The following is a 25,275-nucleotide window of genomic DNA, read 5'->3' on the forward strand; positions in this document are numbered from 1 at the left end:
CTGCGTACGATTCTGTTTGCTAATAGAAAGCGTGAGCAGACACTTGCTTCATCTGCCGCGAGCTCCCGGGTACGGAAATTCCGGTTCATGAGTTATTTTCGCTTCGATTGGATATATTTATGTTTAAATACAATTTAGCCGTCCTGTATCCCGCTTCAGGTTCATAAGCTTCCACAGGCTGAAATATAATGAACAGACAGGCGGCTGTCCCGGCCTCTAAAAATTTGTGAAACGTGATGCCGATTATTTCGTTATAGTAGTATATAGCGGAAGGTGGTGGGTTCACCAATGAGTATGTGGGTATTGTGGTTAATTGCCGCTGGCGTCTTGTTTGTTGTAGAGATGTTTACGTTTACATTCTATTTGTTATGGCTTAGCCTGGGAGCCTTGGCTGCCGGACTGGTTGCGCTTGTGCTGCCGGATGCATGGCTGCTGCAGGTCGTAGCAGGTTCGCTGTTAGCCCTGGTCCTGACGTTCTTCACCAAGCCTTTGTCTGAGCGGCTGCGCAATGCGCGGGGCTTCAAGGATACGGGTACCGAGATTATCGGCAGACAGGGTCTGGTGACCGAACCGATTGAGCCTGGCCGTTACGGGCAGGTCAAGATTGGCGGCGATACATGGAGTGCAACCTCAACAGTGGCACTGGGTAAGGGTCAGCAGGTAATTGTAGTAAGAAGAAGCACTACCATTATTGAAGTAGAACGATGGGGGGATATGTACTAATGGAATTGATAATTATCGGAATTATTATTGTTGTTGTCGTAGTATTTATCGCAATGACGATCAAGATTGTCCCGCAGCAAAGAGTTGGAGTTGTAGAGCGTCTGGGTAAATTCCACCGTCTGCTCACACCAGGTCTGAATATTCTCATTCCGGTAATTGATCAGGTGCGGGTCTATCATGACCTGCGGATTCAACAGGCGAATGTACCGCCGCAGACGGTAATCACGAAGGATAACGTGCAGGTGCAGATCGATACGATTATCTTCTATCAGGTGGTTGGTCCGGAAGAAGCAACGTACGGAATCTCCGATTATGTGTACGGGGTACGGAATATCTCCACAGCCACCATGCGTCAGATTATCGGTAAGCTGGAGCTGGATGAGACCTTGTCCGGCCGTGAGAAAATCTCCTCCGACATCCGTCTCGCGCTGGATGAAGCGACAGAGAAGTGGGGCGTGCGCATTGAGCGTGTCGAAGTGATCGACATCAAGCCGCCGCTCGATATTCAGGAAGCCATGGACAAACAGATGAAGGCAGAACGCAGCAAGCGCGCGATTGTCCTGGAAGCGGAAGCCGCCAAGCAGGATATGATCCTTCGTGCTGAAGGGGATAAGCAGAGTAAGATCCTGAAGGCGGAAGGGGATAAGGAAGCCCGCATCCGTCAGGCGGAAGGTCTCGGTCAGGCGCAGGAGCTGGAAGCCCTCGGCCAGGCCAAGGCGATTGAAGCAGTCGCGATGGCGGAGAAGGCCCGGATTGCCATGATTGCCAGCGCAGGACTGGATGAAAGAGTGCTGGCTTATCAATCCTTTGAAGCCTTGACTGACATCTCTAAGGGACCTGCGAACAAAATATTCCTGCCGACTAGTGCGGTGGAGACACTGGGCAGCCTGGGAGCGATCGCCGAAGTATTCAAGGCCAGCAAAGAAGGCAAATAAGAGGAAGACAATTTACAATCGCTGCAGTTTCCGTTACAGTTAATAGCACAATCAGGCCGAGGCTTAGCAGGTACTCTTGTACCTCTTAAGCCTCTGCTTATGAAGACTGTTTTGCCGCTGTGCAGAACTTGAAGGAGAAGATACCGTGACGCAAAAAGAAATTTCCCCGCTCGTAGAAACCCTGGGGCTGCAGCCCCACGTGGAAGGCGGATGGTACAAGAGACTTTGGAATTCTCCGTTTGAGATTCCCCGGGACACGCTGGGCGAGGCTTATTCGGGCCCGCGTGCTTCAGCTTCATCGATTTATTTCCTGCTTCATGCTGACGAGAGTTCGGATTGGCACACTGTGCTGTCCTCCGAAATCTGGCTGTATCATTCCGGCAGCCCGATCGTGCTTAGTCTGGGAGGCAATGGCGCAGAGCCGGAGAACGTAACGGAGGTTATCCTGGGTCTGGATATCGCTGCGGGCCAGCAGCCGCAGGTAGTGATTCCTCCAGGCGTATGGCAGGCCGCCCGCCCGCTGGGTGAAGAACCGGCACTCGTCTCCTGCATCGTATCGCCGGAGTTCCACTTTGACGATTTCAAGCTGATTGACAAGAAATAAGCAGGTTGTAATGGAGTACGGCCGGGAAGGGGCTGTGCTCCATTTTTGTACATAAGAGGCATACAATCTTCACGATTTGGCAACCTATTCGCTATAACGGGAACGGATTTCGCAATTGGATGATTATGAGAGCGGTAATACGGTTAAGGAAGCTTGTTGAATTCAAATTAGGCTTGGAGGGTATCCATATGAGTGAAATGAACGCACCATTTACAGGCGGGCCTACCTTGAACGATGGAGTAACTATGCCGTGGCTGGGTCTTGGCGTATGGCAGACCAAGGATGGCGAGGAGGTTATCCGCGCGGTGAAGTCTGCGGTGGAGACGGGGTATCGCAGTATTGATACGGCTGCCGGCTATAACAATGAAGAGGGTGTGGGGCAGGCCATCCGTGAATGCGGAGTCCCCCGGGAAGAGCTGTTTATTACCACCAAGGTCCGCAACCCGGATCAGGGATATGAATCGACACTGAAGGCCTTTGAAGTCAGCCGCAAGAAGCTGGGTCTGGAGCAGGTAGATTTGTATCTGATCCACTGGCCGGTGGCCGGCAAATATAAAGAAACCTGGAAAGCTCTGATCCATCTGCAAAAGGAAGGGCTGGTCAAATCCATCGGGGTGAGCAACTTCCAGCCGCATCATCTGGAGGATATCATCGAGGACAGCGGCGTGGTGCCGGTGGTGGACCAGGTGGAATTCCATCCGCTGCTGACCCAGCGTGAATTGCTGAAGTATGCACGGGAGCATGATATCCAGCTGGAAGCCTGGAGTCCGCTCATGCAGGGTAATCTGGACCTGCCGCTGCTGAAGGAATTGGCAGAGCGTTACGGCAAGACGGTAGCACAGATTGTTCTGCGCTGGGATCTCCAGCAGGGTGTCATTACCATTCCGAAGTCGGTCCATCAGGAGCGGATCATCGAGAACGCCGGCTTCTTCGACTTCACACTCAGCGATGAGGATGTTAAAGCCATCGAGGAGCTGAATCAGAACCGCCGCTTCGGCCCGGACCCGGATAATTTCAATTTCTAAGCTGGCAGATAGAGTCATTATAAGCTGTAAATGCAAAGAGCGGCCTCCTCAAGGGGGCTGCTTTTTGCATTTGGCGGCAGTGTGGCATTTTTTTTAGGACTATTCATTTAAAATTTTTATGTTATAATCGTAATTATTACGATTAAATAAGTGGAGTTGAATGCCATTATACGAACTTTGTTGCAACGCTTATTGCAGCTCATTCCTGTGCTGCTAGGCATCTCTGTCATAACCTTTGCGCTGATGCACCTGACCCCAGGTGATCCTGCAGAGATTATGCTGCGTGCTGACGGTATTAAGCCTACATATGAAGCCATTGAGGCGACCAGACATGCACTCGGTCTGGATGGACCTGTATATATGCAATATGTTCATTGGTTGTACCGTGTGCTCCACCTCGATTTGGGCATATCCTACAGCAGCAATCGTCCGGTATTCACAGAGCTGATGAATCGGTTCCCGGCTACTGCGCTGTTGAGCGGCTGTTCCTTATTGGCTGCTATTCTTATAGCTCTGCCTATGGGTGTAGGCTCTGCACTGTATCCGGGGAAATGGCTTGACCGGCTGGGAAGAGTATGTGCTCTGTTTAGCGTATCAATGCCAGGCTACTGGCTGGGTCTGCTCCTGATTTATTATGGTTCAGTGAAGCTGAAGCTATTACCTGTAACAGGAATGGATGGGATCTCCAGTGTCATTCTGCCTGCATTTACACTTGGGTTTGGCATGGCGGGGGTGTACATCCGTTTGATTCGTTCCAGTCTGCTGGAGGTTCTGGGTACGCTCTACATCAAGGCGGCGAGGGCCAAGGGGCTGCAGGAATGGAGAGTCATCACCAGACATGCGCTTCGTAATGCACTTCTTCCGAGTCTTACCTTACTTGGGGTTAACATAGCAGGGCTTCTCGGCGGTTCTGTGGTCGTAGAGACTATATTTTCCTGGCCGGGGATCGGAAAGTATGTGGTTGAGGCGATTTTTGCAAAAGACTATATTGTCATTCAGGGTTATGTATTATGGATGGCTGTCGTCGTTGTTCTGATTAACCTGGCAGTAGATGCACTGCATCTGATGCTGGACCCGCGAATCAGGCTGCGGTGACGCTGTAAAAGGAGTAAGGTATTATGTTTCGAAGTAGCTTATTTAAGAAAAACGGAGCGAAGCTGGGGGCAGGGATTATCCTTTTGTTCATTGGAGCGGGACTCTTTGCCCCCTGGCTCTCCCCCTCTGACCCGCTGCAGATTCACATGGAGCATAAGCTGAGCATGCCTTCCTGGGACTACCCGCTGGGTACGGATCATCTGGGGCGCTGTATGCTATCCCGTTTAATCTATGGGACAAGAACCACGCTTTACTATTCATTTGCCGTTTTGACTGTAGTTTTTGCCATCAGCATCCCCGTTGGTTTACTGGCTGGTTACGCTGGCGGCAAGATTGATCAATTGATTATGCGGATCATCGACATCTTACTTGCTTTTCCCAGCTTAATTCTATCGCTCGCAATTACAGCGATGTTGGGCGCCAGTATGAAGAATCTGTTAATCGCCTTTGCAGCCGTCTGGTGGACGGGATATGCCAGAGTGATCCGCAGCCTGGTGCTTCAGATCAAGGAAGGCGGCTATATCGCAGCCGCCACAGCGTCGGGTACTTCCCATTTGCAAATTGTGCTCACGCATATCCTGCCGGTTGCGGCGCGTCCCATTCTGGTTCTTGCTTCTATGGAGACAGGTACAATTATGCTCTCGATTGCGGGCTTGTCCTTCCTTGGTCTGGGAGCCCAGCCGCCTACACCGGAATGGGGGATGATGCTGAACGACAGCCGGGCCTATATTCAGACTGAGCCGCGGCTCATGCTCTTCCCGGGAATGGCCATCCTGCTGTCGGTGCTGGGCTTCAATCTGTTGGGGGAAGGCTTGCGCCGCTCAGCGCGTGATTACGATACCCGGGAGGTGAGCGTCCGGTAAATGAACAGTGAATCCACCCTGCTGAAGGTTAGTCACTTATCGACCAGCTTCCATACCGGAAGTCAGCAAGTCAGGGCTGTAGAGGATGTCAGTCTCGAGGTGAGGTCCGGGCAGATTGTTGCTCTGGTTGGCGAGAGCGGCAGCGGGAAAAGTGTTACGGCGATGTCTATTCTCGGATTGGTAGATCCTCCAGGCTGCATTGATAGCGGAGAGATATGGCTTCGCGGCCACAACCTCCGGGAGTGCTCTACCCGCCAGCTAAGGAAGCTCCGGGGAACAGAAATGGCGGTTATTTTTCAAGATCCCATGAACGCGCTGAATCCGGTGCTTCCGGTTGGAAGGCAGATCATGGAGACGATTACCATGCACCGGCAAGTCACTGGACAAGAAGCCAAGCAGCTGGCTATGCTGCAAATGCAGCAAGCGGGCCTTAACGATCCGGCGCAGCTATTCAATAAATATCCTTTTCAAATTAGCGGCGGGATGTGCCAACGGGTCATGATCGCTATCGCGCTGGCTTCCGGGGCAAGCTTACTTATTGCAGATGAACCTACAACGGCTCTGGATGTAACCATCCAAGCACAGATTCTTACGGAGCTGGACCGGATCAGATGGGCGAATAATATGGGCATCCTATTAATAACGCATGATCTCGGTGTTGTCGCCGAGCTTGCGGATTATGTATATGTGATGAAATCCGGAAGGATTGTGGAATCGGGCAATGTCTTTGACATCTTTGCACGTCCAATGCATTCCTACACTAGATACTTAATGGATTGCAGATAACAACTATAGAATTATATGTTCTACGGGGGAGGTGGTGATCCATGAAGCTGCTGGAGGCGGTAAGCCTGAATAAGAAGTATGGAATGAAAAGGAGGTGGTTCACATCTGATATCAGGAGTGTGCATGCTGTGAAGAATCTGTCCTTCAGTCTGGAGAGCGGAGAAACCCTGGGACTGGTGGGTGAAAGCGGCTGCGGGAAAAGTACCTTAGCCAGACTCTTGCTGGGACTGGAGAAACCCTCCTCCGGAAGAGTGCTGTACCGAAGTGCGGATTATACAGACTGGAGCTTCAGCGAGATGCGTAAGATCCGCAGCAGGATGCAGATGGTGTTCCAGAACAGTCTGGCTTCCTTTAATCCACTGTTCACAGTAGAGCAAATTATCGGAGAGCCTCTGCGGAACTACGGGGAGAGGAAGGCTGGCGCGCGGAGAATTCTGGTAGCTGACACGCTTGAGCTTGTTGGACTTGAGCAGAAGCACATTCATAGCTATCCGCATGAACTCAGCGGCGGCCAGCAGCAAAGGGTCGGAATTGCCAGAGCGATTGCACTGCGCCCGGAGCTGATCATCTGTGATGAACCGTTCTCCAGTCTCGATGTCACCCTGCGCAAGCAGATGATGGATCTGTTGCAGGCATTGAAGCGTGAGCTGGGATTATCCTACGTGTTTATCACACATGACTTGTCGGTAGTGAACCGTTTTTGCGACAGTGTAGCTGTGATGGATCAAGGGGAGATTGTGGAGAAGCAATCAGGTGCGCATATCATGCAGCAGGCAGACCACCCGTATACAAGAAAATTACTCTCCTCGATACCTGTGCAAGACCCCCGCTTAAGGAGAAAAGATAGAGAAAAGGAGTACAGAGAATGAGAGCCAGCTCAAAGTCAAAAAGTGTATTAACAACGTCACTATTCATCCTGCTTCTTGTGCTAATTATAGGAGTGTCAGGTTGCAGTAGTTCGGATAACAGAAGCAATTCATCAACTCATTCCAATTCTGCTGCAGGCAATGGAACGGTACAAACCTCTGAATCCGGGGACAAGGTGATTACTGTTGCCATAGCGGCTGATACCGGTCTTGACCGGCTGGATGCCGGGGCCTATGAGGGTTCGATGAATGTACATGCGATGATATATGACGGATTAGTGGAGTACGGCGAGAAGGGCGAAATCCTGCCTTCGCTTGCGGAGTCATGGGACATCTCTGAGGATGGGAAGGTCTATACCTTCCACCTTCGTCGGGGTGTCAAATTCTCGGACGGTACGGAATTTAATGCGGATGCAGTCAAGTTCTCCTTCGAACGCTGGGTTAAAGATCCGGCCAATTCGCTGAATGTAGCTACCGCCATGGAATCTCTTGAAGCCGTAGACAAGCGTACTATTACTATGACATTCAACAAAGCCTATTATCCTTTTTTGACCGAGCTATCCTTTGCAAGACCGGTACGGATTATCAGCCCTACCGCGGTGGAGCCAGCAGGTGATATTAACGGTACATTCGTCCGGGCGATTGGAACCGGTCCCTGGATGGCAGAGAGCTATAAGACGGATCAGGAAGCCGTACTGGTCAGCAATCCTAATTATTGGGGAGACATGCCGAAGCTGTCCAAAATTATTATGAAGGTCATTCCTGATCCACAGTCCAGAGTACTGGCGCTGCAAAGCGGGGATGTAGATATTGCCGGGGGACAAATGGGGAAAATCCCAGTCGAAAGTGTACCCGTGATCGAAGCGGATTCCTCACTAACTCTGCAAAAATCACCAGGAACAAGCTCGCATTTCATGATTTTTAATTATAATACATCTGCTCTGCAAGACCTGAATGTCCGCAAAGCAATTAATTTGGCAATGAACAAAAAAAGCATTGTGAACGATCTCATGAACGGTATTGGACAGGAGGCAAAGGGCCTATTCCCGTTGACCGTTCCCTATGTCACAGAGTCCAATAACACATGGTACGGCTTCGATCCCGGGGAAGCGAAGCAACTGCTGGCAGCCGCCGGCTATAAGGATGCGGACGGAGATGGGATTGCCGAGAAGGACGGAAACCCGCTTGAATTCAATTTCGTGCTTCAGCAGGCGGAATATCCTGAATGGAAGACCATCAGTGAGCTGGTTCAATCGGAGCTTAAGGAGATTGGGATTGCGGTTAATCTTCAGGTGCTGGAGCCAAATGCCTATTATGATGCCTTATGGACAAGCAAAGCCTACGATCTCATCCTGTACCGGACCTATGATGATGCCTATAACCCTCATTCATTCCTGCTGTCCCTGTTCCACCGGTCGGCTGAAGCTCCTGCTGTAGTATGGTCTGATGCGAAACTGGAAGCACAGATTGATACCGCAGTCGGAGCCATGGATCTTCAGGAACGTCAGAGTGCTTATGATTCCATATTTTTAAGCATGTATAAGGAAGCAATGTTTGCAGCTGTGTATTTCCCTGATGACATATTGGCTGTAAATCATAGAGTGACCGGATTTAAGCCGGGGCACACCACGTTCACCCCTGTCTTTTGGAACCAGCTGGATGTAGACAGTAAATGATAAGATACAGTACTTGCCAAGAAGGAGCGAATGATAATGAGTATACAACAAGAGGTAGAACAGTATTGGGAAGGCGAAGCAGAGCTGTACAGTGAAGGCATCCAGAAGGAACTGAACGGTTTCCAGCGGGAGGCCTGGCTGAAGCTTATCCTTGATCATGCTCCGCAGAAGGAGAGCCTGCATGTTCTGGATATTGGCTGTGGTCCCGGCTTCTTCTCAGTCATTCTTTCAAGTGCCGGGCATTTGGTTACGGCCATTGATTGTACCGACAATATGCTGGAAGAGGCGCGCGCCCACTCCAGCCGGGAGGGTGTCAACGTAACTTTCCGCAAGATGGACTCGCATAAGCTGGATTTTGCTGCAGAGAGCTTTGATCTAATCGTGTGCCGCAATGTCACTTGGAGTCTTACCGATCCGCAGTCAGCTTACAAGGAGTGGGGAAGAGTACTCAAGCCCGGGGGACGGCTGCTGGTCTTCGATGCCAACTGGAATCGTCATCTATGGGATGAAGAGATGGCGCGGAAGCACGCAGAGGATCAGCAGGCCTATATCGACAGGGGCTATGGTGAGCTTCCGCATCATAAGAACATCGAAGAGACTGACCGTCTGAGCCTGGCCTTACCGCTGACCAGAGAGTGGCGGCCGGAGTGGGATGTACGGGTACTCAAAGAGTTGGGCTTCTCCGCTGTATATACGGAAGAGAAGCTTAACGGTAAGGTGTTGGATGAGAGACAGCAGGTCTTGTACCGGTCCACACCGGTGTTCATGATTTGCGCTGAGAAATGAGGCGGACCGGCTTGCTAAAAATAAAAACAGCGGCTCTCTTTGATGAGAGCCGCTGTTTTTGGCTTGACGCGGCATCAGCCGATCGACACATTGTATGTCTTCAGCCACAGGTTGACCTGGGCCAGATAAGCGAATAATTGCGGGCCGGACATCAGCTGGCCGAACCACGGCAGATTGGTGGAGGACTCTGGCGATGCGGCGATTTCACGGATTTTGGCCGGATCAAGGAGCGGGAGAATGGGGGAGGAAGGATCGTCCAGAATGCTTAGTACCTGTGAGCGCACCTTGTTCAGATAGGCAGGGTTATGCGTTTTGGGGTACGGGCTTTTTTTGCGGTAGAGCACATCGTCCGGCAGTACGCCCTCCAGCGCCTTGCGCAGGATGCCTTTCTCCCGGTTGCCTACCATCTTAATCTCCCATGGAATGTTAAAAACATATTGCACCAGCCGGTGGTCACAATACGGAACGCGTACCTCCAGCCCCACGCCCATGCTCATCCGGTCCTTACGGTCCAGCAGGGTCGGCATGAAGCGGGTTATGTTGAGATAGGACATCACCCGCATCTGTGCCTGTTTGCCGGTCTCGCCGTCAAGCTTCGGTACCTCAGCCACCGCATCGCTGTACCGGTCTCCTAAATATTCCAGCGGACGTATCCACTCCCGGATTTCCGGCGATAATAATCCGGCACGCATATTGGGGGCCACTGACCAGGGGAAGGTACCGGAAGATAACATCTCCTCACGGTGGAACCAGGGATAGCCGCCGAAGATTTCGTCTGCTGCTTCGCCTGAGATGGCCACTGTGGCCTTCTTTTTGATCTCCTGGCAGAACAAATAGAGTGAGGAATCCACGTCGGTCATCCCCGGCAAATCGCGGGAGTACAGGGCATTATCGAGAGCGGCTACCAGCTCCGGTGTGTCAAAAGCGATAAAGTGATGGTTCGTGTCCAGCTCATCGACCATCCGCTGAATCCAGGGGCCGTCTGCTCCGGGCTGGAAGGAATGGCTTTTGAAATGCTTATCGTTGTCTACATAATCGACGGAGAAGGTATCGACCCGGCCCTGGCCGGTCCGCTTGTAATAATCCACAGCAAGCGCAGTCAGGGCGCTGGAATCGAGTCCGCCGGAGAGCAGCGAGCAGACCGGAACATCGGAGACCAGCTGGCGCTCCAGCGTATCCTGAAGCAATTCACGCACCCGTGCTGCCGTCTCATCCACGTTATCGGCATGCTGGACGCTCTCCAGCTTCCAGTAAGCATAGCTGCGGATTCCGCTGCGGCTGTAAATCATGGCATGACCCGGGCGAAGCTCGAATATATCTTTGTATACCCCTTGTCCCGGAGTCCGTGCCGGACCGATGATGAATATCTCGGCCAGACCCTCCGGCCCGACCTTCGGCTGGACCAGGGGATGCTGCAGCAGCGCCTTGGGCTCGGACCCGAAGACGAAGACGTCCTCCACTTGGCTGTAGAACAGCGGCTTCACGCCCAGACGGTCGCGGGCCAGGAACACCTGATCGCGCAAGCTGTCCCAGACGGCGAAGGCGAAGATGCCATTGAGCTTCTCTGTGCAATCCGGCCCCCATTCGATGTAGGCATGCAGCAGAACCTCGGTATCGCATTCCGTGAGAAAATGATGCCCGCGCTGCTTCAGCTCTTTTTTCAGCTCAGGGGCATTATATAGCTCGCCGTTATATACTATAGCGTATAACTTATCCTCATGGCGGGCAATCATCGGCTGTGCACCGTTCTCGGGATCGATGACGCTGAGTCGGCGGTGTCCGAAGGCAATAGGCCCTGAAATCCAGGTTCCGGCTGCATCCGGTCCGCGGTTGGCTAACGTTTCGGTCATTCTGACGAGCAGCTGCGAGTGCCCGGTAAGATCACCGCGCCACTGGACAAATCCGGTTATTCCGCACATGTCTGATTCATCCTCTCTTTTGTGCGATTGTTGTCTGTCCTTTCTTTTTTGCCAAGTAATACAGATATATGCCGATTGAAGGGATAAAATGTATGTCCTTATCCGAACACTAGGGGAGAGGGAAATTTGCCAGGAGGGATGATGACAAGTGTATTACATTAAAGACGCCAAAATCCGCAGAATGACTGACTACGACGGTGCGCCTTGCGCAGAGGTTGGCGTATTGCCGGGAGCTGTGGGCGATTCCGCACTGCTGGTGTATATTGTTGAGGATCAGCGCGAGGAGGGCTATGAAATTGTCCGGATTCTGACGAATGATGCGGATACGGCCACCGACTGGTTCGACAATAATCTGCATGATGCCTTCCAGGACGTTACGGTCAGCGGCTTCACCGGCAGTACGGTGATGACCCCGGAGGATGAACGCTCCAAGTTCCAGCGCGAGCTGCTGATCTTCGGCGATCTGAAGCGTCAACTGGGCGAGCACTTCAGGCAGCTTCCCTGAGCCCACATCTTCCGCAGGTCATGTCCAGGCTTAACTATAGAGCAGGAGGCTTTCCGTGACGGCGGTTGCGGGAAGCTTCTTAACTGGAAGAGTTTGGTCTTGCTAATTCTGGTGAATCAGGTATAATGAATAACGTTGCGTTAATACATATCTCTTCAAAAGCTTCAAGTGATACAACGTTATCCTACATGTCCCGGTAGCTCAGTTGGATAGAGCATGCGCCTTCTAAGCGCACGGTCGGGGGTTCGAATCCCTTCCGGGACGTCAAAACAGCAGCCTTCCTTCGGGAGGGCTGTTTTGTCGTCCGGGGGATGAGAACCCTGGGCGCCAGCCGGGGACGTTGGAGCATACGCTTCGTTAGCACCTGCTTCGCAATCAGCCCGAATGGGCTGTATCCCTTCCGGGACGTCAAAACAGCAGCCTTCCTTCGGGAGGGCTGTTTTGTCGTCCGGGGGATGAGAACCCTGGGCGCCAGCCGGGGACGTTGGAGCATACGCTTCGTTAGCACCTGCTTCGCAATCAGCCCGAATGGGCTGTATCCCTTCCGGGACGTCAAGAAACAGCCTTCCTTCGGGAGGGCTGTTTTGATGTCGGGGGGATGAGAACCCAGCGCCAGCGGGGACGTTGGAGCATACGCTTCGTTAGCACCTGCTTCGCAATCAGCCCGAAAGGGCTGTATCCTTCCGGGACGTCATAGAACAGCCTCCCTTCGGGGAGGCTGTTTGTGCGTCCGGGGATGAGAACCCTGGGCGCCAGCCGGGGACGTTGGAGCATAAGCTTCGTTAGGAATACTTCGCAATCAGCCCGAAAGGGCTGTATCCCTTCCGGGACGTCAAGAAACAGCCTTCCTTCGGGAGGGCTGTTTTGTCGTCCGGAGGATGAGAACCCTCATTTTATTTTGAGTAGGATCAACGTGGGCACTTGGGTGGACGCTCCGCGAACGGACCGTTGTTCCAATCGCTGTTGTGTCCAGATTTTATGTATTCTCCTTAGAGGTGAAAATCCGGACACAAAGGCGACCGCTATCGCTTTTACACAATCGTTCCGTCCGCTCCGCTGTTTAAGCGGGGTGCAAAATACATAACAATCCAAAAAAGCTCAAAAACCATCCATTCCAAAGGAGCGATCTTAGTACGCTCAATTTAGAACGGACCAATTGACTCTAAATTTACTGAATGCGGCCCAAATCAGCAAATGTAGTGTATAAGTACACCTGAATTTACCAGAAGTGAGCGAGATGAACAAATGAGGAGCACAAGTGCACCTGAATTTAGCAGAATAGAGCTAAATGAGCAAATGAGGTGTATAAGTACACCTGAATTTAGCAGAAGCGGCCAAAATGAGAAAATGTGGTGTAAAAGTGCACTTGAATTTACCGGAAGCCGGCGAAATGTGAAAATGAGGTGCATTAGTGCACCTCATTAAGTAGAATGTCTCAGAAGTGGGCAGATGGAGAAAGGGGAGCAGCCCACGCAAGCTACACGGACCCGCATAGGTTCCTGCTCATTCATCCCATAGAGCAGGTATGTTCTTAAACGGATGTAGACTCAGCGCGTCTACATCCGCTCCGGCTTAGGCAGACCGAGTACGTCGAGCGCCTCCCCCAGCGTCTCGGTGAAGCTCCGGGTCAGCCACAGGCGGAAGGCAATACTGACTTCCCCGCCCTTGAGAATCGGACAAGCCGAGTAGAAGTTACTGAACAACGAGGCCAGGGAGTGGGCATAGTTACAAATCGTATTCGGCGTAAGCTCCCGGCTAGCTGTATAGAGTGTGTCTTGCCACAAGCTGAGCTGTCTCAGCAGGGCAAGCTCAGCCGCTTCGAGCTGCGCCGGGAACAGCGGCACCCCGCCAACGTCACTCACATCACCCGCCGCAGCGGCCTTACTAAGCACGCGCTGCGCCCGCGCATAGGCGTACATCAGGTAGACACCGGTATTTCCGGAGATTTCCATTGCCTGCTTGAAGTCGAACACAATTTCGGTGCCCAGATTGAAGCGCAGCAGGTAGTAACGGATGGCAGCGGTGGCGATGAGCCGGCTGGACAGGCCGTTTTTGTCCGAACGGGTGGATTCAATCATGTCTTCCATGAGCCGGACCAGCTCGGTTACCTTAATGCCGATTCCCTGGCGCCCGGACATGGCGTAGGAGCTTTTGCCGCTGGAGGTATCAATGCCCAGTCCGGCCGCAGAAGCGGGACTCAGCGAGACCACCCCATAGCTGACATGATGCAGCGCGTCTGCCTGCGCACCGAATCCCAGTGCCTTGAGCGCCTGCTTGACCATCTGCTGCGGATATTCCTGCCGGTAATCGATGACGTTCACGACCTGGTCCGCCCGTCCAAAGGGCAGAGCCTGTCCGCTCAAGCCGGTCGTCCACAGTCCGCTCTGAAATTCGCTGTAGCTGAAATTCTTCTCCAGCAGTCCGAACTTCCACAGATGATAGGCGATGTCCTTGGCAGTATAGGTCAGAATTCCGTTCGAGCGCACCAGCACCTTATCCTTCTGATGCTCCTCCAGCGTGTCTGGTGTAGCGTCTTCTGCGGGTTGCTTCAGAATCCAGCAGCCTGCCAGCTTGCCTTCGGTCTCCTGCACGAAGATCTCCGTCTGCGACAGAAGCTCGAATGCCGAGGCCCAGAAGCCCTCCTTCAGAATGCTGCTCTCCCACACCAGCAGATCGTAGTCAATGCCGAACCCCCGCATCTCCTCTACATGCTCTTTCACAATCTGCCCGGCGACGAGGTTGCCAATCCAGGCAATATTACCATGGCCCTTCTCCAGTGCAAGAAGAATCTCGGTCCGCTTCTGCACCATTTCCGGCTGCTGCGCGTACGTTTTGTTAATCTCGGCATAGATGTCCCAGCAGTAGTCTCCGAACCGGACATGGGCTCCCGCCAGCGGAACATTCAGCAGACCGGCTACGGTATCTGCCAGCTGATTGCCGAGATCATCCACGTAGTTGTGTACCTCAACAGTATGGCCGGTCGCCCGCAGTACTCTCACCAGCGCATCTCCGATACAGGAGTTTCTCAGGTGCCCGATGTGAAGGCTTTTATTCGGATTAACGGATGTATGCTCGACAATCACCTTCGATCCTCCTGCATACTGAGGCAATGTGAAATTTCCCTTCGCCCGTGCCCAGGCCTGCCAATCCAGATACATATTAATAAACCCCGGACCGGCGACCTCGGTTCTTAGCACCAGTCCGTGAACAGAGCCCGAAGCTTCGAGCTCGGCGGCGATCAGCCCGGCAATGGCCAGCGGAGCTTTGCGCAAAGGGCGGGCCAGCTGCATGGCGATATTACTTGAATAATCCCCGTGGTCGGCACTCGCCGGCTGCTCCAGGGCAACATTTACTTCAGCGATGGCGGGCACGCCCAGGGTTAGCACGATTTTGTGAACAGACTGCTTCAAGCTCTCTTGAATGAGCTCACTTAGCATTGGCATGAATAACAACCTCCTGAATAAAATAACGACAAAAAAGCCTTCATCTCCTAAGAGACGAGGCTTGTGCGCTCGCGGTACCACTCTCGTTGCTGAGCCTTACGGTTCAGCCACCTTACAGGTTAACGGTCCTCGGCCGGGGCTTCCTACTACAAGGTTCAGAAGTCCATCTCACGGGTGCGCTTCATGGTTCTAATCTGTACCGGCTTCCACTTTCCCGGCTCGCTGGGGACTAGATATAAGACCATTACTCTCCCGGTCATCGATTGAATATGGATTTGTATCAGTATAGCGAATTTCTGAAAGAAAGCAAGAGCAGATTGCTGTGCAGCAGGAGTCCTCCGGTTAAAAATTACACGTCACTAGGCGCCCCTGTCAGATTCTTGATGTCCGTTGAACCATAAATCAGCAGCAGAATTGCAATAATCAGCAGGAGTCCGCCGGCAAATCCTTCTCCGTCAAAACTGTCCATAGCCCCGTACCTCACTTTCACTTCCGTATGTGTTCAGGTGTTTTCGGCTTTCTTTTTTAGAGCAGCCATGATCTCGTTCAGCGTCAGGCTGCTGTTGTCATCGAGGAAGCTGACCAGCTTATCGACGTTGTCACTACTTAGATCGCTTAAGGTTTTATATTTGCCTACCAGACTGACGAACATCGACGCGTCCGTGTACATCTGGATAGAGTCTACTTTGAGCTTGCCGGTCAACAGAAGGGCTGCTACGGCAAATTCAAGCCCCTTAGGTGTCTGGGTTTTGGAGCTGGACGGTGATTTTTTGGCGGCGGGCTTCTTTCCTTTTCCAGGAGGGGGCATGGGAGTCCCTTCTTCCGTTCGGCGTTCGTATGAAGAAAGCGCAGCCCATGGGCGGTCTTTCCTTATTCAAGGATATGCGTGCCTGCGGTCATTGGTGAATAGGCTCAGGCCTGTGTCCACACCGTTATGCCAATGCTTGAATATGAATATGTCGAGCGATTAAACTCAATCGCCGAGACAGAGTTTAGAGGCAGAAGGGAGGGAGCGGGATGGCGATATTATCAACAGGACCTATTGAGAATAATGCCGTTTCAGGGGTCAGACCTACACAGACTGTTACAGTAAGAATAGTGAAGCGGGATACTGCTGTCACTTCGGCTGTCAGCATTCAGGGTTATGTACTGGGAACGACAAGAACGCTGTATGTAAGTGAACTTATTAATGTTGCTCCTAATGAAGCGGTGACCAGAAGTTATTTTGCCGATCTGGATGCCTATGAATTTGTATTTACGACTGAAGAAGCAGATGAAGAGGAGATCGGAATTTCAGTATGGGGAAAAACATCATCCGGTCAGCTGGTGAATGCTCATCGTGTGGTTGCACATGAGCAACTAAACCCTGAAGTATAAATTCCCGTTAAAAACGATTATAAACAGGAGGACTGAACACAATGAGTTTTTTATCCACAGGACCCATAGAAAATAATAGGGTTAACGGAGTGAGACCAACTACCCAGGTTACGGTAAGGATTGATAACCGCAGCGATACTACTGCCTCAACAATAACAGTTAAAGGTTATTATTTGAGCGGCGGAGTGAGAAATCTGTATGTCAGCGAGGCAAATAATGTTAACCCGAATCAGTCGGTAACTAAAACCTATTTTGCCGATCTGGACGCTTTTGAATTTACATTTGTGACATCTGTGACTGCGGATGACCCAATCCAGGTATCAGTCTGGGGCAAGAGCAGTACCGGGGCGTTGGTTACTGCTCACCGCCTGGTCTCAGAGGAATTGCTAGGGGAAGGTTCCGGCACTGCCGGAACCACCGGTCCGGCAGGAGCAACAGGTCCAGCAGGTCCGGCAGGAGCAACAGGTCCAGCAGGTCCAGCAGGAGCAACAGGTCCTGCTGGTTCTGGCGGCGGAGCAACCGGAGAGACAGGGCCTGTCGGCGCGACAGGGCCAACTGGAGTTACTGGTGCGACAGGCAATGTGGGCGAGACCGGCGCCAGAGGACTTACAGGTCCAGGCGGCGGAGCGGCCGGTGATACCGGCGCGACAGGTGAGACAGGGCCGACCGGTGTGACAGGAGCAGGTGAGACTGGAGCGACAGGCGTGACCGGTATGACAGGTGAGACAGGACCGACAGGGCCGACCGGTGTGACAGGAGCAGCTGAGACAGGAGCGACAGGCGTGACCGGTATGACAGGAATAACAGGGCCGACTGGTGTGACAGGAGCAGGTGAGACTGGGGCAACAGGTGTGACCGGCATGACAGGAATAACAGGGCCGACCGGTGTGACAGGAGCAGGTGAGACTGGGCCGACCGGCATGACCGGAGCTACAGGCTCAGGGGCAATTATCCCTTATGCATCCGGGATTCCTGCAGAAATGACGACTGTCGTGGGAGGAGTGAACAATACCTCCAGTCTGGTGGGCTTCGGCAACACCGTGACAGGCGTTGCAGGCGTGCCAGCCGGAACCATTGATCTGACAGGGGCGGCTGGCACAATGCTCAATGTTGCCTTCTCTGTGCCCCACGATGGCACCATAACTTCACTGGCGGCTTATTTCAGCACATCGGATACAGTCGCACTCACAGGATCTACAATGACTGTAACGGCACAATTGTATCAATCGGTTACTCCGAATAATACATTCATCCCTGTTACCGGAGCGTTGGTCACGTTAGCCCCTGCGTTGACAGGTGCTGTTACCCTAGGTACGATCAGCAGCGGATTAGCTACAGGGCTGTCTATCCCGGTAACTGCGGGAACCCGTCTGCTGATGGTCTTCTCTGCTGCAAATACAGCTGGAACAGATGCAGCGGTAACGATTCCTGGTTATGCCAGTGCAGGACTTACCATCGTCTAATTCAGCAGCGGTATGCCATAGGATATAAAGAACAGGGACCTCCCGGGTATTAGCTTGGGAGAGTCCCTGTTGTGGCGTTATACCAGGGCCGCAAGTCAGGGGCTGAGTCTCCAAGCGCCAGAGTGCCGCTGCGCTTAACGTGTCAGCTTCTCGCTACCTTCAGCGTTTCCAGCCATCATCCCTAACATCTCAGAGCCACTCTGCCTCCGGCCTCCCAGCCATATCGTCTCAACTGCCGCAGCTCACTTGAGCCATTTGAGGTGATTGCACTTTGTGCAATAGAAACAGTACTTTTCCGCTCAGAAAAGCATTCTATTGCACTTCTTACATTTGATTCCTGGATATCTGCTCAAAAACAGCTTTTACCCGAAATTCTAGTGTACGAAGTACAATAGATTCAAGTGCTCAACGATTTTGGAAGTGTTCTGTTGTACAAAGTACAGCATAGCTGAGGAAGGGTTGAGCAGCATGCATTAATTCACCAGCTCCTCCATCCTCAGCACTCCATCCCCCTCGTCCGGCTTTGGCATAAACTGCCTTGCTACAACAGGCGGCCGGTCAGATGGAGAGAATCTCGCGGATATCCTGCTCGCTGAGGCTCGACAACGCCTCCTGCCCCGGCTGGATCACCTCGTCAATCAGGTTTTTCTTTTTTTGCTGCAGCTCGTACATTTTATCCTCCACCGTACCCTGGGCTACCAGGCGGATGACCTGGACGATCTTTTTCTGCCCGATCCGGTGGGCGCGGTCGGCGGCCTGCTGTTCGACAGCAGGGTTCCACCACAGGTCATAGAGAATGACCGTATCGGCCCCGGTCAGGTTGAGGCCGGTGCCGCCCGCCTTCAGCGAGATCAGGAACAGGTCGCGCTCGCCTTCATTGAAGCGGCTGCACAGCTCAACCCGCTGGGAGGCCGGGGTCTGTCCGTCGAGATAAAAATGCGGAATCCCGAGCAGAGCCAGTTCACGACTGATCATGCCTAGCATTTGCGTGAACTGCGAGAAGATCAGCATCCGCTTGCCGGAGCTGCGGCATTCGTCGATAATCTCCAGGAGCTGCTCGAATTTGCCGGAGCCGCCTGTGTACCCGTCCACGAACAGGGCGGGATGACAGCACAGCTGGCGCAGCCGGGTCAGTCCGGCCAGCACCTTGAGCCGGCCGTTCCCGAAGCTGTCGCTGTCCAGATGCTTAAGCGCTTCTTTGCGCAATCTGGCCAGGTAGGCGACATAGAGCCTTTTCTGCTCCGGCAGCAGCTCGGAGGCCTGGAGGGACTCGATTTTGTCCGGCAGCTCCTTCAGCACATCGCTCTTCAGGCGGCGCAGCAGGAAGGGGCGGGCGCGCCTGGCGACCGTCTCCCGGGGAAGGTCATGGAAGGCCTTCTTCCCGGGGAACAGGCCGGGGAAAACGACGCTGAAGATCGACCACAGATCCTCCAGCGCATTCTCCACCGGTGTTCCGGTCAGCGCAAAGCGGTAGCGGGCCTGGAGCAATCTGACCGCCTGCGAAGCCATAGTCTCATGATTCTTAATCATCTGCGCTTCATCCAGAATGAGCGTATGGAACGACCGCTTGGCATACTCATCCACATCTCTGCGCAGCAGCGGGTACGAGGTGATGATGACATCATGCCCGGCCGTGTTCCGCAGGGCCCGGCTGCGCTCACCGGCGGTGCCGTCGGCAATGACCGCCTGAAGCTCCGGGGCGAAGCGCTTCAGCTCGTTAAGCCAGTTATAGAGCAGGGAGGCCGGCGCCACAATAAGCGCAGGCACGCCGCTCTGCCGGATGTCTTCCCGCATCGAGAGCAGGAAGGTGATGCTCTGCAGTGTTTTGCCAAGGCCCATATCGTCCGCCAGAATCCCGCCGAAGCGGTAATGAGCCAGCGTCCTCATCCACTGGAAGCCGTACTGCTGATAATCCCGCAGCACGGGAGCCAGACTCTCCGGCACCGGGAAGTCCAGATTCTCGGGACTCGCCATGTTGGCCAGCAGCCGCCGGAAGGAGCGTCCGGTCTGGATGGTCTGCCCCTGGACGGTGCCCCCATGGAGATGGAGGGCGCGGACCAGCGGCAGGGAGAACTCGGTACTCTTGATATCCACGCTGCGGACGCCCAGCTCGTTCATTAGCGCGATAATCTCCTGGAACTCTGCGGTATCCAGCGGGAGCAGGGCTCCGTCCTTGAGCCGGTGATATTTACGCTTTTCCTGGAGAGATTTCAGGACCTCGGTAATGTCCTTCTCCGTGATGCCCTCCATGGCGAACTTGAAGTCCAGCCAGTCGGTCTTCTCGTTCCAGCTCAGGCTGACCTTGGGCGCTGCATGCTCCGTAAGCACCCGCTGCTTGACCGCAGTGGTCGCATAGACCTGAAGCAGCGGTTCCAAGAGCGGGATGGTATGGTGCAGGAAGTCGAATTCCCCGTCCTCGTCACGCATGATATATCCGCTCTCGGTCCGAGAGAAGGACTCATGCGCCATCAGGTCCAGAATCCGCCGCTCCGCTTCCCCGTCCCGCATCAGTATGACCTCGCTGCTCCGCTCATGCGCCTTCTCCTCCAGCGGATTGATGACGATCCCGCCGTACTGGAATTCCAGCCCGGCCAGCAGCCGGTCCCGCACCCGGTCCAGGTAGAGTCTGGCGTGTAGCCGGGTCTGGACGATCCGGTCCGCGATGGCGTCGGCAATGCTTACCCTGCCAAGCTTCTTCAGTCCGGGAATGACCGTCTCCATGAAGGGCTCCATCTGCTCAGGTGCAATCGCCAGGCTATCCCGCCGGCTGCCGCTGAGCATCCGCTTCAGCTCGGAGAGACGCCCGCATTCCTGCGCCGGGAGCTTCAGCAGCCTGCCTTCGGTCAAGACCAGCCCGTAGCTCTCCAGAATCGTAAGCTGCTCAAGCCCCCGGACGTCCAGCCGGTAGCCTTCCTCCTGTGCTTGATCGAATTGGAAGCTGAGCGGCAGCGGCTCCTCCGAGAGGGACAAGCGGTCCAGCAGAAGCTGTCCATGCTGAAGGCGTACGGCAGGTGCTGCTTCTAGCAGGGGGTACAGACTCTCCCAGAAAAAAGGGGCCACCGGCAGCAGCCGGTCATTCCCCAGAGTGTTGGAGCGGGTGGCATACGGATCGTTGAGTCTGTTGTAGACCTTCTCATTCTGCATGATCTCAATCAGCTTCAGCAGGACCTCATTATCTTCCTTGGAGAAGCTGTGCAGGGCGGGATCATAGCTGAAGTGCGCTGTGAATTGAAAAGGCTCACCCCGGTGAACCTGCTCCAGAAAAGGTCTGATCTTCTGCGCGATATAGAGGCGCTTAGGACCCAGCTTCACTTCGATTCCAAGCATCGTGCTGCTGTAGCCAATGTTGAAGGGCCGGCAGATGAACTCGACCTGGAGCGGTGTCCGCAGGTCGATATACGTGCCTGCACCGCTTGGCAGCTGCCGCCCGCCGGTGAATATTCCGAGCATGCTGCTCACCAGCTGCCGGTCTCCGCTGCGCTCCCTGTGCTCTGCCCCCGAGGGGCCGGAGCGGCCTTGCGCCAGCGGCAGACTGCTGGCCTTTGCGGGATAAGTCTCCTCCGTATCTGCCTGCATATCCTCAGCCTGTTCAGCTCCGGCCGCCCGGCTGCGGTAGAGGACCGCCACCAGCGCCGCTGCAATATGCTTGCAGAAGGGGCCGCCGTGAACATAAGCAGGGCAGGTGCATTCCCCCTGCACATCCCCGTCGCTGTCGATAATTAGCGCTATCTCATAGCTCTCCAAGCCATGAACCTCAGCGCGGTATTTGGAATATTCGTCTTCCCCGTTATGCTCCGTATAGACAAGATCCACCTTATGGGCATGATAATAAGCCGCTCCCTGGTCAAAAGCGGCATTGCCGCACAGCAGCTTGATTACCCGTTCCGGCACCTGATAACCCACCGTATACTCACTTCCTTTTATTGCTTCTATCTAAGCCACCCCCACGGGGGATATCGTACTTAAAGATTATCCATTCCCGCCGATCCCGTGCAGAATGAAGCTTATTGTCTGTTCAATCTCTGCCTCATCATTCCAGTCCTGCTCCGGCATCAGCACCAGCCGGGTCAGCAGGTATCCGGCAATCGCGGAGATGGTAAAGCGGATAATCGCAGGAGTGGGCGCATCAATCACTTCACCTTTCGCCTTGAAATGCTCGGTAATTGCAGTGACACGCGCCAGAACCTGCTCGAAGATATTCTCGGTCAGCTGCTCCTTCAGCGCAGGCTGGAAGGGGATCTCCTGAATGAGAATTTTGACGATTTTCAGATTCCTGCGGACGAACTCCAGCCGGTTCACCATGAAGGCCTTAAGGAAGGCTTCGTAGCTCTCGAACGGCACATCCAGCACACCGCTGAAGTTGCGCAGCACGAACGGGGCGATCATCCGGCTCATGGTGGGCACAACGATGGCGAGCAGCAGATCTTTTTTGGTCCGGTAATAACGGAAGATCGTGCCTTCGGCCACGCCGGCCTTCTGGGCAATCTCACTGGTGGCGGCCGCCGAGAATCCCTTCTCTGCAAAAACATCAATCGCCGCCCGCAGAATCGACAGCTGCTTGGGCGTGACCTGCTCCTTCTCGCTGAGGTCCAGCAGCTCCTGGACCCACTGGTCTTGCTCCAGCTGCCCCTGATCGGCAGCAGGGTTATTCTCCATCAATAGAACCTCCAGACTCTTACAGTTCCTCCTAGTGTACCATAGCCTGTTCCCCCTTTACATACGCCGGTGCTTGCGCAGCGCCAGCACATTCAGCAGCATGAACAGCAGGGAAAAGCCGGCCAGCACGAGCACATCCGGGGCGATGTCGGTCCAGCCTTTGCCGCGCAGCATGATGTCCATCAGCGCCTGAGCGCCGTAATAGATGGGGGTGGCGAGTCCAATGCGCTGGAGCCAGAGCGGCAGGGTATCCAGCGGAAATAATCCGCTGAGGAAGATCTGCGGCACAATGACCAGGGGGATGAACTGGATCATCTGCAGCTCATTGGCGGCGAACGCCGAGAGCAAGGTGCCGAGCGTCAGCGCCGACATCGACAGCAGCAGCGTCATCAGCAGCACGTAGCCGAAGCTGCCTGTCATCATAATTCCCAGCACCTGGATCGAGAACCAGGAGATCAGCAGAGCCTGGAAGACGGTGAAGATGCCGAAGCCGCAGACATACCCGGTCACGATCTCCCATCGCTTAAGAGGGGTGGAGAGCAGACGCTCCAGCGTGCCCGTGGTCCGTTCCCGCAGGAAGGAGACACCGGCAATCAGGAAGACGAAAAAGAACACGAACACTCCGATCATAATCGGGCCGAAGCGGTCGATCGTCTTCATATCCTCCGCGCCGTAGAGGTAGCTGATCTGCGGCTGGAGCTGTCCGCCGCCCGGAGCTGGCGGCCGGAGGCTCTGCGCAGCTTCCTGGAGCGCCATGATCACAGCACGGTTAGCCGCCGGATTGCTGCCTTCAAGGACAACAGCAGGAGCGTCTCCCTTCATTGTAAGGAGAGCATCGATGTCTCCCGCCCTCAGGGCGGCATGCCCGGATGCTTCATCCGCATAGCTAGTAACCTCAGCCTGCTGGGCTTCCAGCGCTGAACTGAACCCTGCCGCACCTTCCGAGACGCCGATCCTAGGCTCATAGGCATCGCTGCCGAATACCAGGCTCATCAGGCTAAGCACCAGCAGGGGAGCGATGAACATGAGCGCCATGGTTCTCCGGTCATGAATGAACTGCTGCAGAATTCTCAGGGTAATGGCCCGGATTCTCATCGGCGTACACCTCCATAGCAGAGGAAGGCTTCTTCAATGCTGGCGGTGCCGGTAGCCTCAAGCAGTCCGGCCGGAGTATCAGCCGCCAGCAGCACGCCGTCCCGGATCATCGCCAGCCGGTCACATTTCTCCGCCTCATCCATCACATGAGTGGTCAGCACAATCGTTGTTCCCTTGCGGTTCAGCGCCTTCAGCTCCTTCCAGATGGACTGGCGCAGCACCGGATCGATGCCGACGGTCGGTTCATCCAGCAGCAGCAGCGGCGGCTCGTGCAGCAGGGCAATCGCCAGGGACAGCCGGCGCTTCATGCCGCCGGAATATTGGTCCACCCGCCTCCGCAGATGCTCCTGCAGGTTCACCAGCTCCATCACATCCCCGATCCGCCGTGTGCGGTTGCCGCCCTTCAAGCCATACAGAGCAGCGAAGAACTCCAGATTCTCCTTGGCGCTAAGCTCGTTATACAAGGCATCCGACTGGGCCATATATCCGATCTGCTGGAGCATGGCAAGCTTCGGCATCCGCACCCCCAGCACGGTGACCTCACCGGAGGTTACCTCGTCTATGCCCGTAAGCAGCTTGACCAGCGTGGTTTTGCCGGAGCCGGATGGCCCCAGAATCCCGAAGGTCTCTGCCTGATTCACCTGAAGCGTAATATCCTTCAACACTGTTTTATCGCCAAAAGCCCGGTTCACATGAGTAACCGCAATGACAGGCTTCCCCTCATCCATACCAATCTCCTCCATCCGCCATAATAATGAGTGAGCGCTCACTCATTATACTAATGATTCCCTACTCAAAAGTAAATAAAATTGTAAGGATTATCCGTTACTCCTGCTCTTTATCCGGGTAATAAAAGGAACATCCTATGGTTACCGGCATCCTGAAACCCAATTCACTAAAGGCGGTGGAATTATGGCAGGACATAAGCTGCTCCTTCCTCTGGCAGCTCTGCTGGCTGCGGCTGGACTTAGCGGCTGCGGCGATGCGGACAAGTCTGGCAGTGGCGGACGGTTTCATACCTTGGCAGACGAGAAGACGGAGGCAAGGCAATATTTGCCGGAGGATCTGCCGATTCCCGAAGGGGCAGGTATTACTTTTACCCAAGGTGAACAGTCAGAGGGGAAGAAATCCTCCATGCTGATCTATCAGACGAAGGAGAGCATGGCCGCTCTTGGAACTACATATCAGAAGTATGTAAGAGAGAAGGAGCTGGAACTCGGTACAGAGCTTGTCGACAGCCATAACCTGCTGATTAACGGCAAAGTGAACGGCTCATATTCGTATTCTATTATTGGCAGTCCCTCGGAATCAGAGCGCGGCGGGAATGAGATTATCGTGACGTGGATTGTGAATTAACACAGGATTTACAATAGGCCGGTCCGGGAGGGTTCCCGGGCGGGTCTTCTTTGGTTTGGGCTTGTAATTATTTTTACAGTTAATATTTCCATAACATTCCTG

General features: G+C 54.0%; 21 protein-coding genes, 1 tRNA gene and 1 other annotated feature. Of the genes, 15 read left to right on the forward strand and 7 right to left on the reverse strand.

Annotation, left to right across the window (positions count from 1 at the left end; translation table 11 throughout):
• The first annotated feature begins 288 nt into the window (after nucleotides 1–288).
• The 10 genes from MKY96_RS02900 (at nucleotide 289) to MKY96_RS02945 (ending at nucleotide 9,359) form a co-directional block, all read left to right on the forward strand.
• A complete protein-coding gene (locus MKY96_RS02900; protein WP_076083137.1) occupies nucleotides 289–723 on the forward strand; it encodes an NfeD family protein in 435 nt (144 codons plus the stop codon).
• Nucleotides 723–1,658 (forward strand): SPFH domain-containing protein, encoded by a 936-nt coding sequence (locus MKY96_RS02905; RefSeq protein WP_083685599.1) that lies wholly within the window; start codon nucleotides 723–725, stop codon nucleotides 1,656–1,658. Before MKY96_RS02900 ends, MKY96_RS02905 begins: the two co-directional genes overlap by 1 nt.
• Nucleotides 1,659–1,803: 145 nt before the next feature.
• The gene (locus tag MKY96_RS02910; RefSeq protein WP_340938513.1) at nucleotides 1,804–2,262 is read left to right on the forward strand and encodes a cupin domain-containing protein; all 459 of its coding nucleotides are present in this window, start codon (nucleotides 1,804–1,806) and stop codon (nucleotides 2,260–2,262) included.
• Nucleotides 2,263–2,450: 188 nt separating this feature from the next.
• Entirely contained in the window at nucleotides 2,451–3,287 is an 837-nt protein-coding gene (locus MKY96_RS02915; RefSeq protein ID WP_340938514.1) for an aldo/keto reductase, read from the forward strand.
• Nucleotides 3,288–3,467: 180 nt separating this feature from the next.
• Complete coding sequence (nikB, locus tag MKY96_RS02920) at nucleotides 3,468–4,382, forward strand: nickel ABC transporter permease (protein WP_340938515.1); 915 nt, start codon at nucleotides 3,468–3,470, stop codon at nucleotides 4,380–4,382.
• A 23-nt stretch (nucleotides 4,383–4,405) separates the two neighbouring features.
• Entirely contained in the window at nucleotides 4,406–5,245 is an 840-nt protein-coding gene (nikC, locus tag MKY96_RS02925; RefSeq protein ID WP_340938516.1) for a nickel transporter permease, read from the forward strand.
• A complete protein-coding gene (locus MKY96_RS02930; protein WP_340938517.1) occupies nucleotides 5,246–6,031 on the forward strand; it encodes an ABC transporter ATP-binding protein in 786 nt (261 codons plus the stop codon).
• A gap of 41 nt (nucleotides 6,032–6,072) precedes the next feature.
• Entirely contained in the window at nucleotides 6,073–6,900 is an 828-nt protein-coding gene (locus MKY96_RS02935; protein WP_340938518.1) for an ATP-binding cassette domain-containing protein, read from the forward strand.
• A 173-nt stretch (nucleotides 6,901–7,073) separates the two neighbouring features.
• Complete coding sequence (locus MKY96_RS02940) at nucleotides 7,074–8,573, forward strand: nickel ABC transporter substrate-binding protein (protein WP_340938520.1); 1,500 nt, start codon at nucleotides 7,074–7,076, stop codon at nucleotides 8,571–8,573.
• A gap of 36 nt (nucleotides 8,574–8,609) precedes the next feature.
• Nucleotides 8,610–9,359 carry a class I SAM-dependent methyltransferase gene (locus MKY96_RS02945; RefSeq protein ID WP_340938522.1) on the forward strand — a complete coding sequence of 250 codons (750 nt, stop codon included), beginning with the start codon at nucleotides 8,610–8,612 and terminating at the stop codon, nucleotides 9,357–9,359.
• Nucleotides 9,360–9,433: 74 nt separating this feature from the next.
• Here the strand turns inward: MKY96_RS02945 and asnB are convergent, their stop codons facing one another.
• On the reverse strand, nucleotides 9,434–11,278 hold the full coding sequence (gene asnB / locus MKY96_RS02950; protein ID WP_340938524.1) for an asparagine synthase (glutamine-hydrolyzing): 1,845 nt from the start codon (nucleotides 11,276–11,278) through the stop codon (nucleotides 9,434–9,436).
• Between the two features lie 148 nt (nucleotides 11,279–11,426).
• Between asnB and MKY96_RS02955 the strand changes: the two genes are divergently transcribed.
• Entirely contained in the window at nucleotides 11,427–11,783 is a 357-nt protein-coding gene (locus MKY96_RS02955; protein WP_340938526.1) for a hypothetical protein, read from the forward strand.
• A 190-nt stretch (nucleotides 11,784–11,973) separates the two neighbouring features.
• A tRNA-Arg gene (locus MKY96_RS02960) sits at nucleotides 11,974–12,047 on the forward strand.
• A gap of 1,292 nt (nucleotides 12,048–13,339) precedes the next feature.
• On the opposite strand, the gene MKY96_RS02965 is transcribed toward MKY96_RS02960, so the two are convergent.
• Nucleotides 13,340–15,220, reverse strand: coding sequence for an arginine--tRNA ligase (locus MKY96_RS02965; protein ID WP_340944426.1), 1,881 nt, complete (start codon nucleotides 15,218–15,220; stop codon nucleotides 13,340–13,342).
• Nucleotides 15,221–15,273: 53 nt separating this feature from the next.
• Nucleotides 15,274–15,495: a binding site (T-box leader), on the reverse strand.
• Between the two features lie 233 nt (nucleotides 15,496–15,728).
• Complete coding sequence (locus tag MKY96_RS02970; protein ID WP_340938528.1) at nucleotides 15,729–16,034, reverse strand: hypothetical protein; 306 nt, start codon at nucleotides 16,032–16,034, stop codon at nucleotides 15,729–15,731.
• A 209-nt stretch (nucleotides 16,035–16,243) separates the two neighbouring features.
• Between MKY96_RS02970 and MKY96_RS02975 the strand changes: the two genes are divergently transcribed.
• Both MKY96_RS02975 and MKY96_RS02980 read left to right on the forward strand, forming a co-directional pair.
• A complete protein-coding gene (locus MKY96_RS02975; protein WP_076086513.1) occupies nucleotides 16,244–16,603 on the forward strand; it encodes a hypothetical protein in 360 nt (119 codons plus the stop codon).
• A 41-nt stretch (nucleotides 16,604–16,644) separates the two neighbouring features.
• Complete coding sequence (locus MKY96_RS02980; RefSeq protein ID WP_340938530.1) at nucleotides 16,645–18,066, forward strand: exosporium glycoprotein BclB-related protein; 1,422 nt, start codon at nucleotides 16,645–16,647, stop codon at nucleotides 18,064–18,066.
• A 558-nt stretch (nucleotides 18,067–18,624) separates the two neighbouring features.
• Here MKY96_RS02980 and MKY96_RS02985 read toward each other — a convergent pair.
• The 4 genes from MKY96_RS02985 to MKY96_RS03000 form a co-directional block, all read right to left on the reverse strand.
• Nucleotides 18,625–21,969: a DEAD/DEAH box helicase gene (locus tag MKY96_RS02985; protein ID WP_340938532.1), complete on the reverse strand. Its 3,345-nt coding sequence runs from the start codon at nucleotides 21,967–21,969 to the stop codon at nucleotides 18,625–18,627.
• Between the two features lie 66 nt (nucleotides 21,970–22,035).
• Nucleotides 22,036–22,722: a TetR/AcrR family transcriptional regulator gene (locus tag MKY96_RS02990; RefSeq protein WP_340938534.1), complete on the reverse strand. Its 687-nt coding sequence runs from the start codon at nucleotides 22,720–22,722 to the stop codon at nucleotides 22,036–22,038.
• 57 nt (nucleotides 22,723–22,779) lie between these two features.
• On the reverse strand, nucleotides 22,780–23,817 hold the full coding sequence (locus MKY96_RS02995) for an ABC transporter permease (protein ID WP_340938535.1): 1,038 nt from the start codon (nucleotides 23,815–23,817) through the stop codon (nucleotides 22,780–22,782).
• Nucleotides 23,814–24,545 (reverse strand): ABC transporter ATP-binding protein, encoded by a 732-nt coding sequence (locus MKY96_RS03000; protein WP_340938537.1) that lies wholly within the window; start codon nucleotides 24,543–24,545, stop codon nucleotides 23,814–23,816. Before MKY96_RS03000 ends, MKY96_RS02995 begins: the two co-directional genes overlap by 4 nt.
• A 184-nt stretch (nucleotides 24,546–24,729) precedes the next feature.
• Here MKY96_RS03000 and MKY96_RS03005 point away from each other — a divergent pair, with 184 nt between their 5' ends.
• Nucleotides 24,730–25,173, forward strand: a complete 444-nt coding sequence (locus tag MKY96_RS03005) for a hypothetical protein (RefSeq protein WP_340938540.1) — start codon at nucleotides 24,730–24,732, stop codon at nucleotides 25,171–25,173.
• Nucleotides 25,174–25,275 lie beyond the last annotated feature (102 nt).

The sequence above is a fragment of the Paenibacillus sp. FSL R7-0302 genome (genome assembly GCF_038006885.1).
In the GTDB taxonomy this organism is placed as follows: domain Bacteria; phylum Bacillota; class Bacilli; order Paenibacillales; family Paenibacillaceae; genus Paenibacillus_AQ.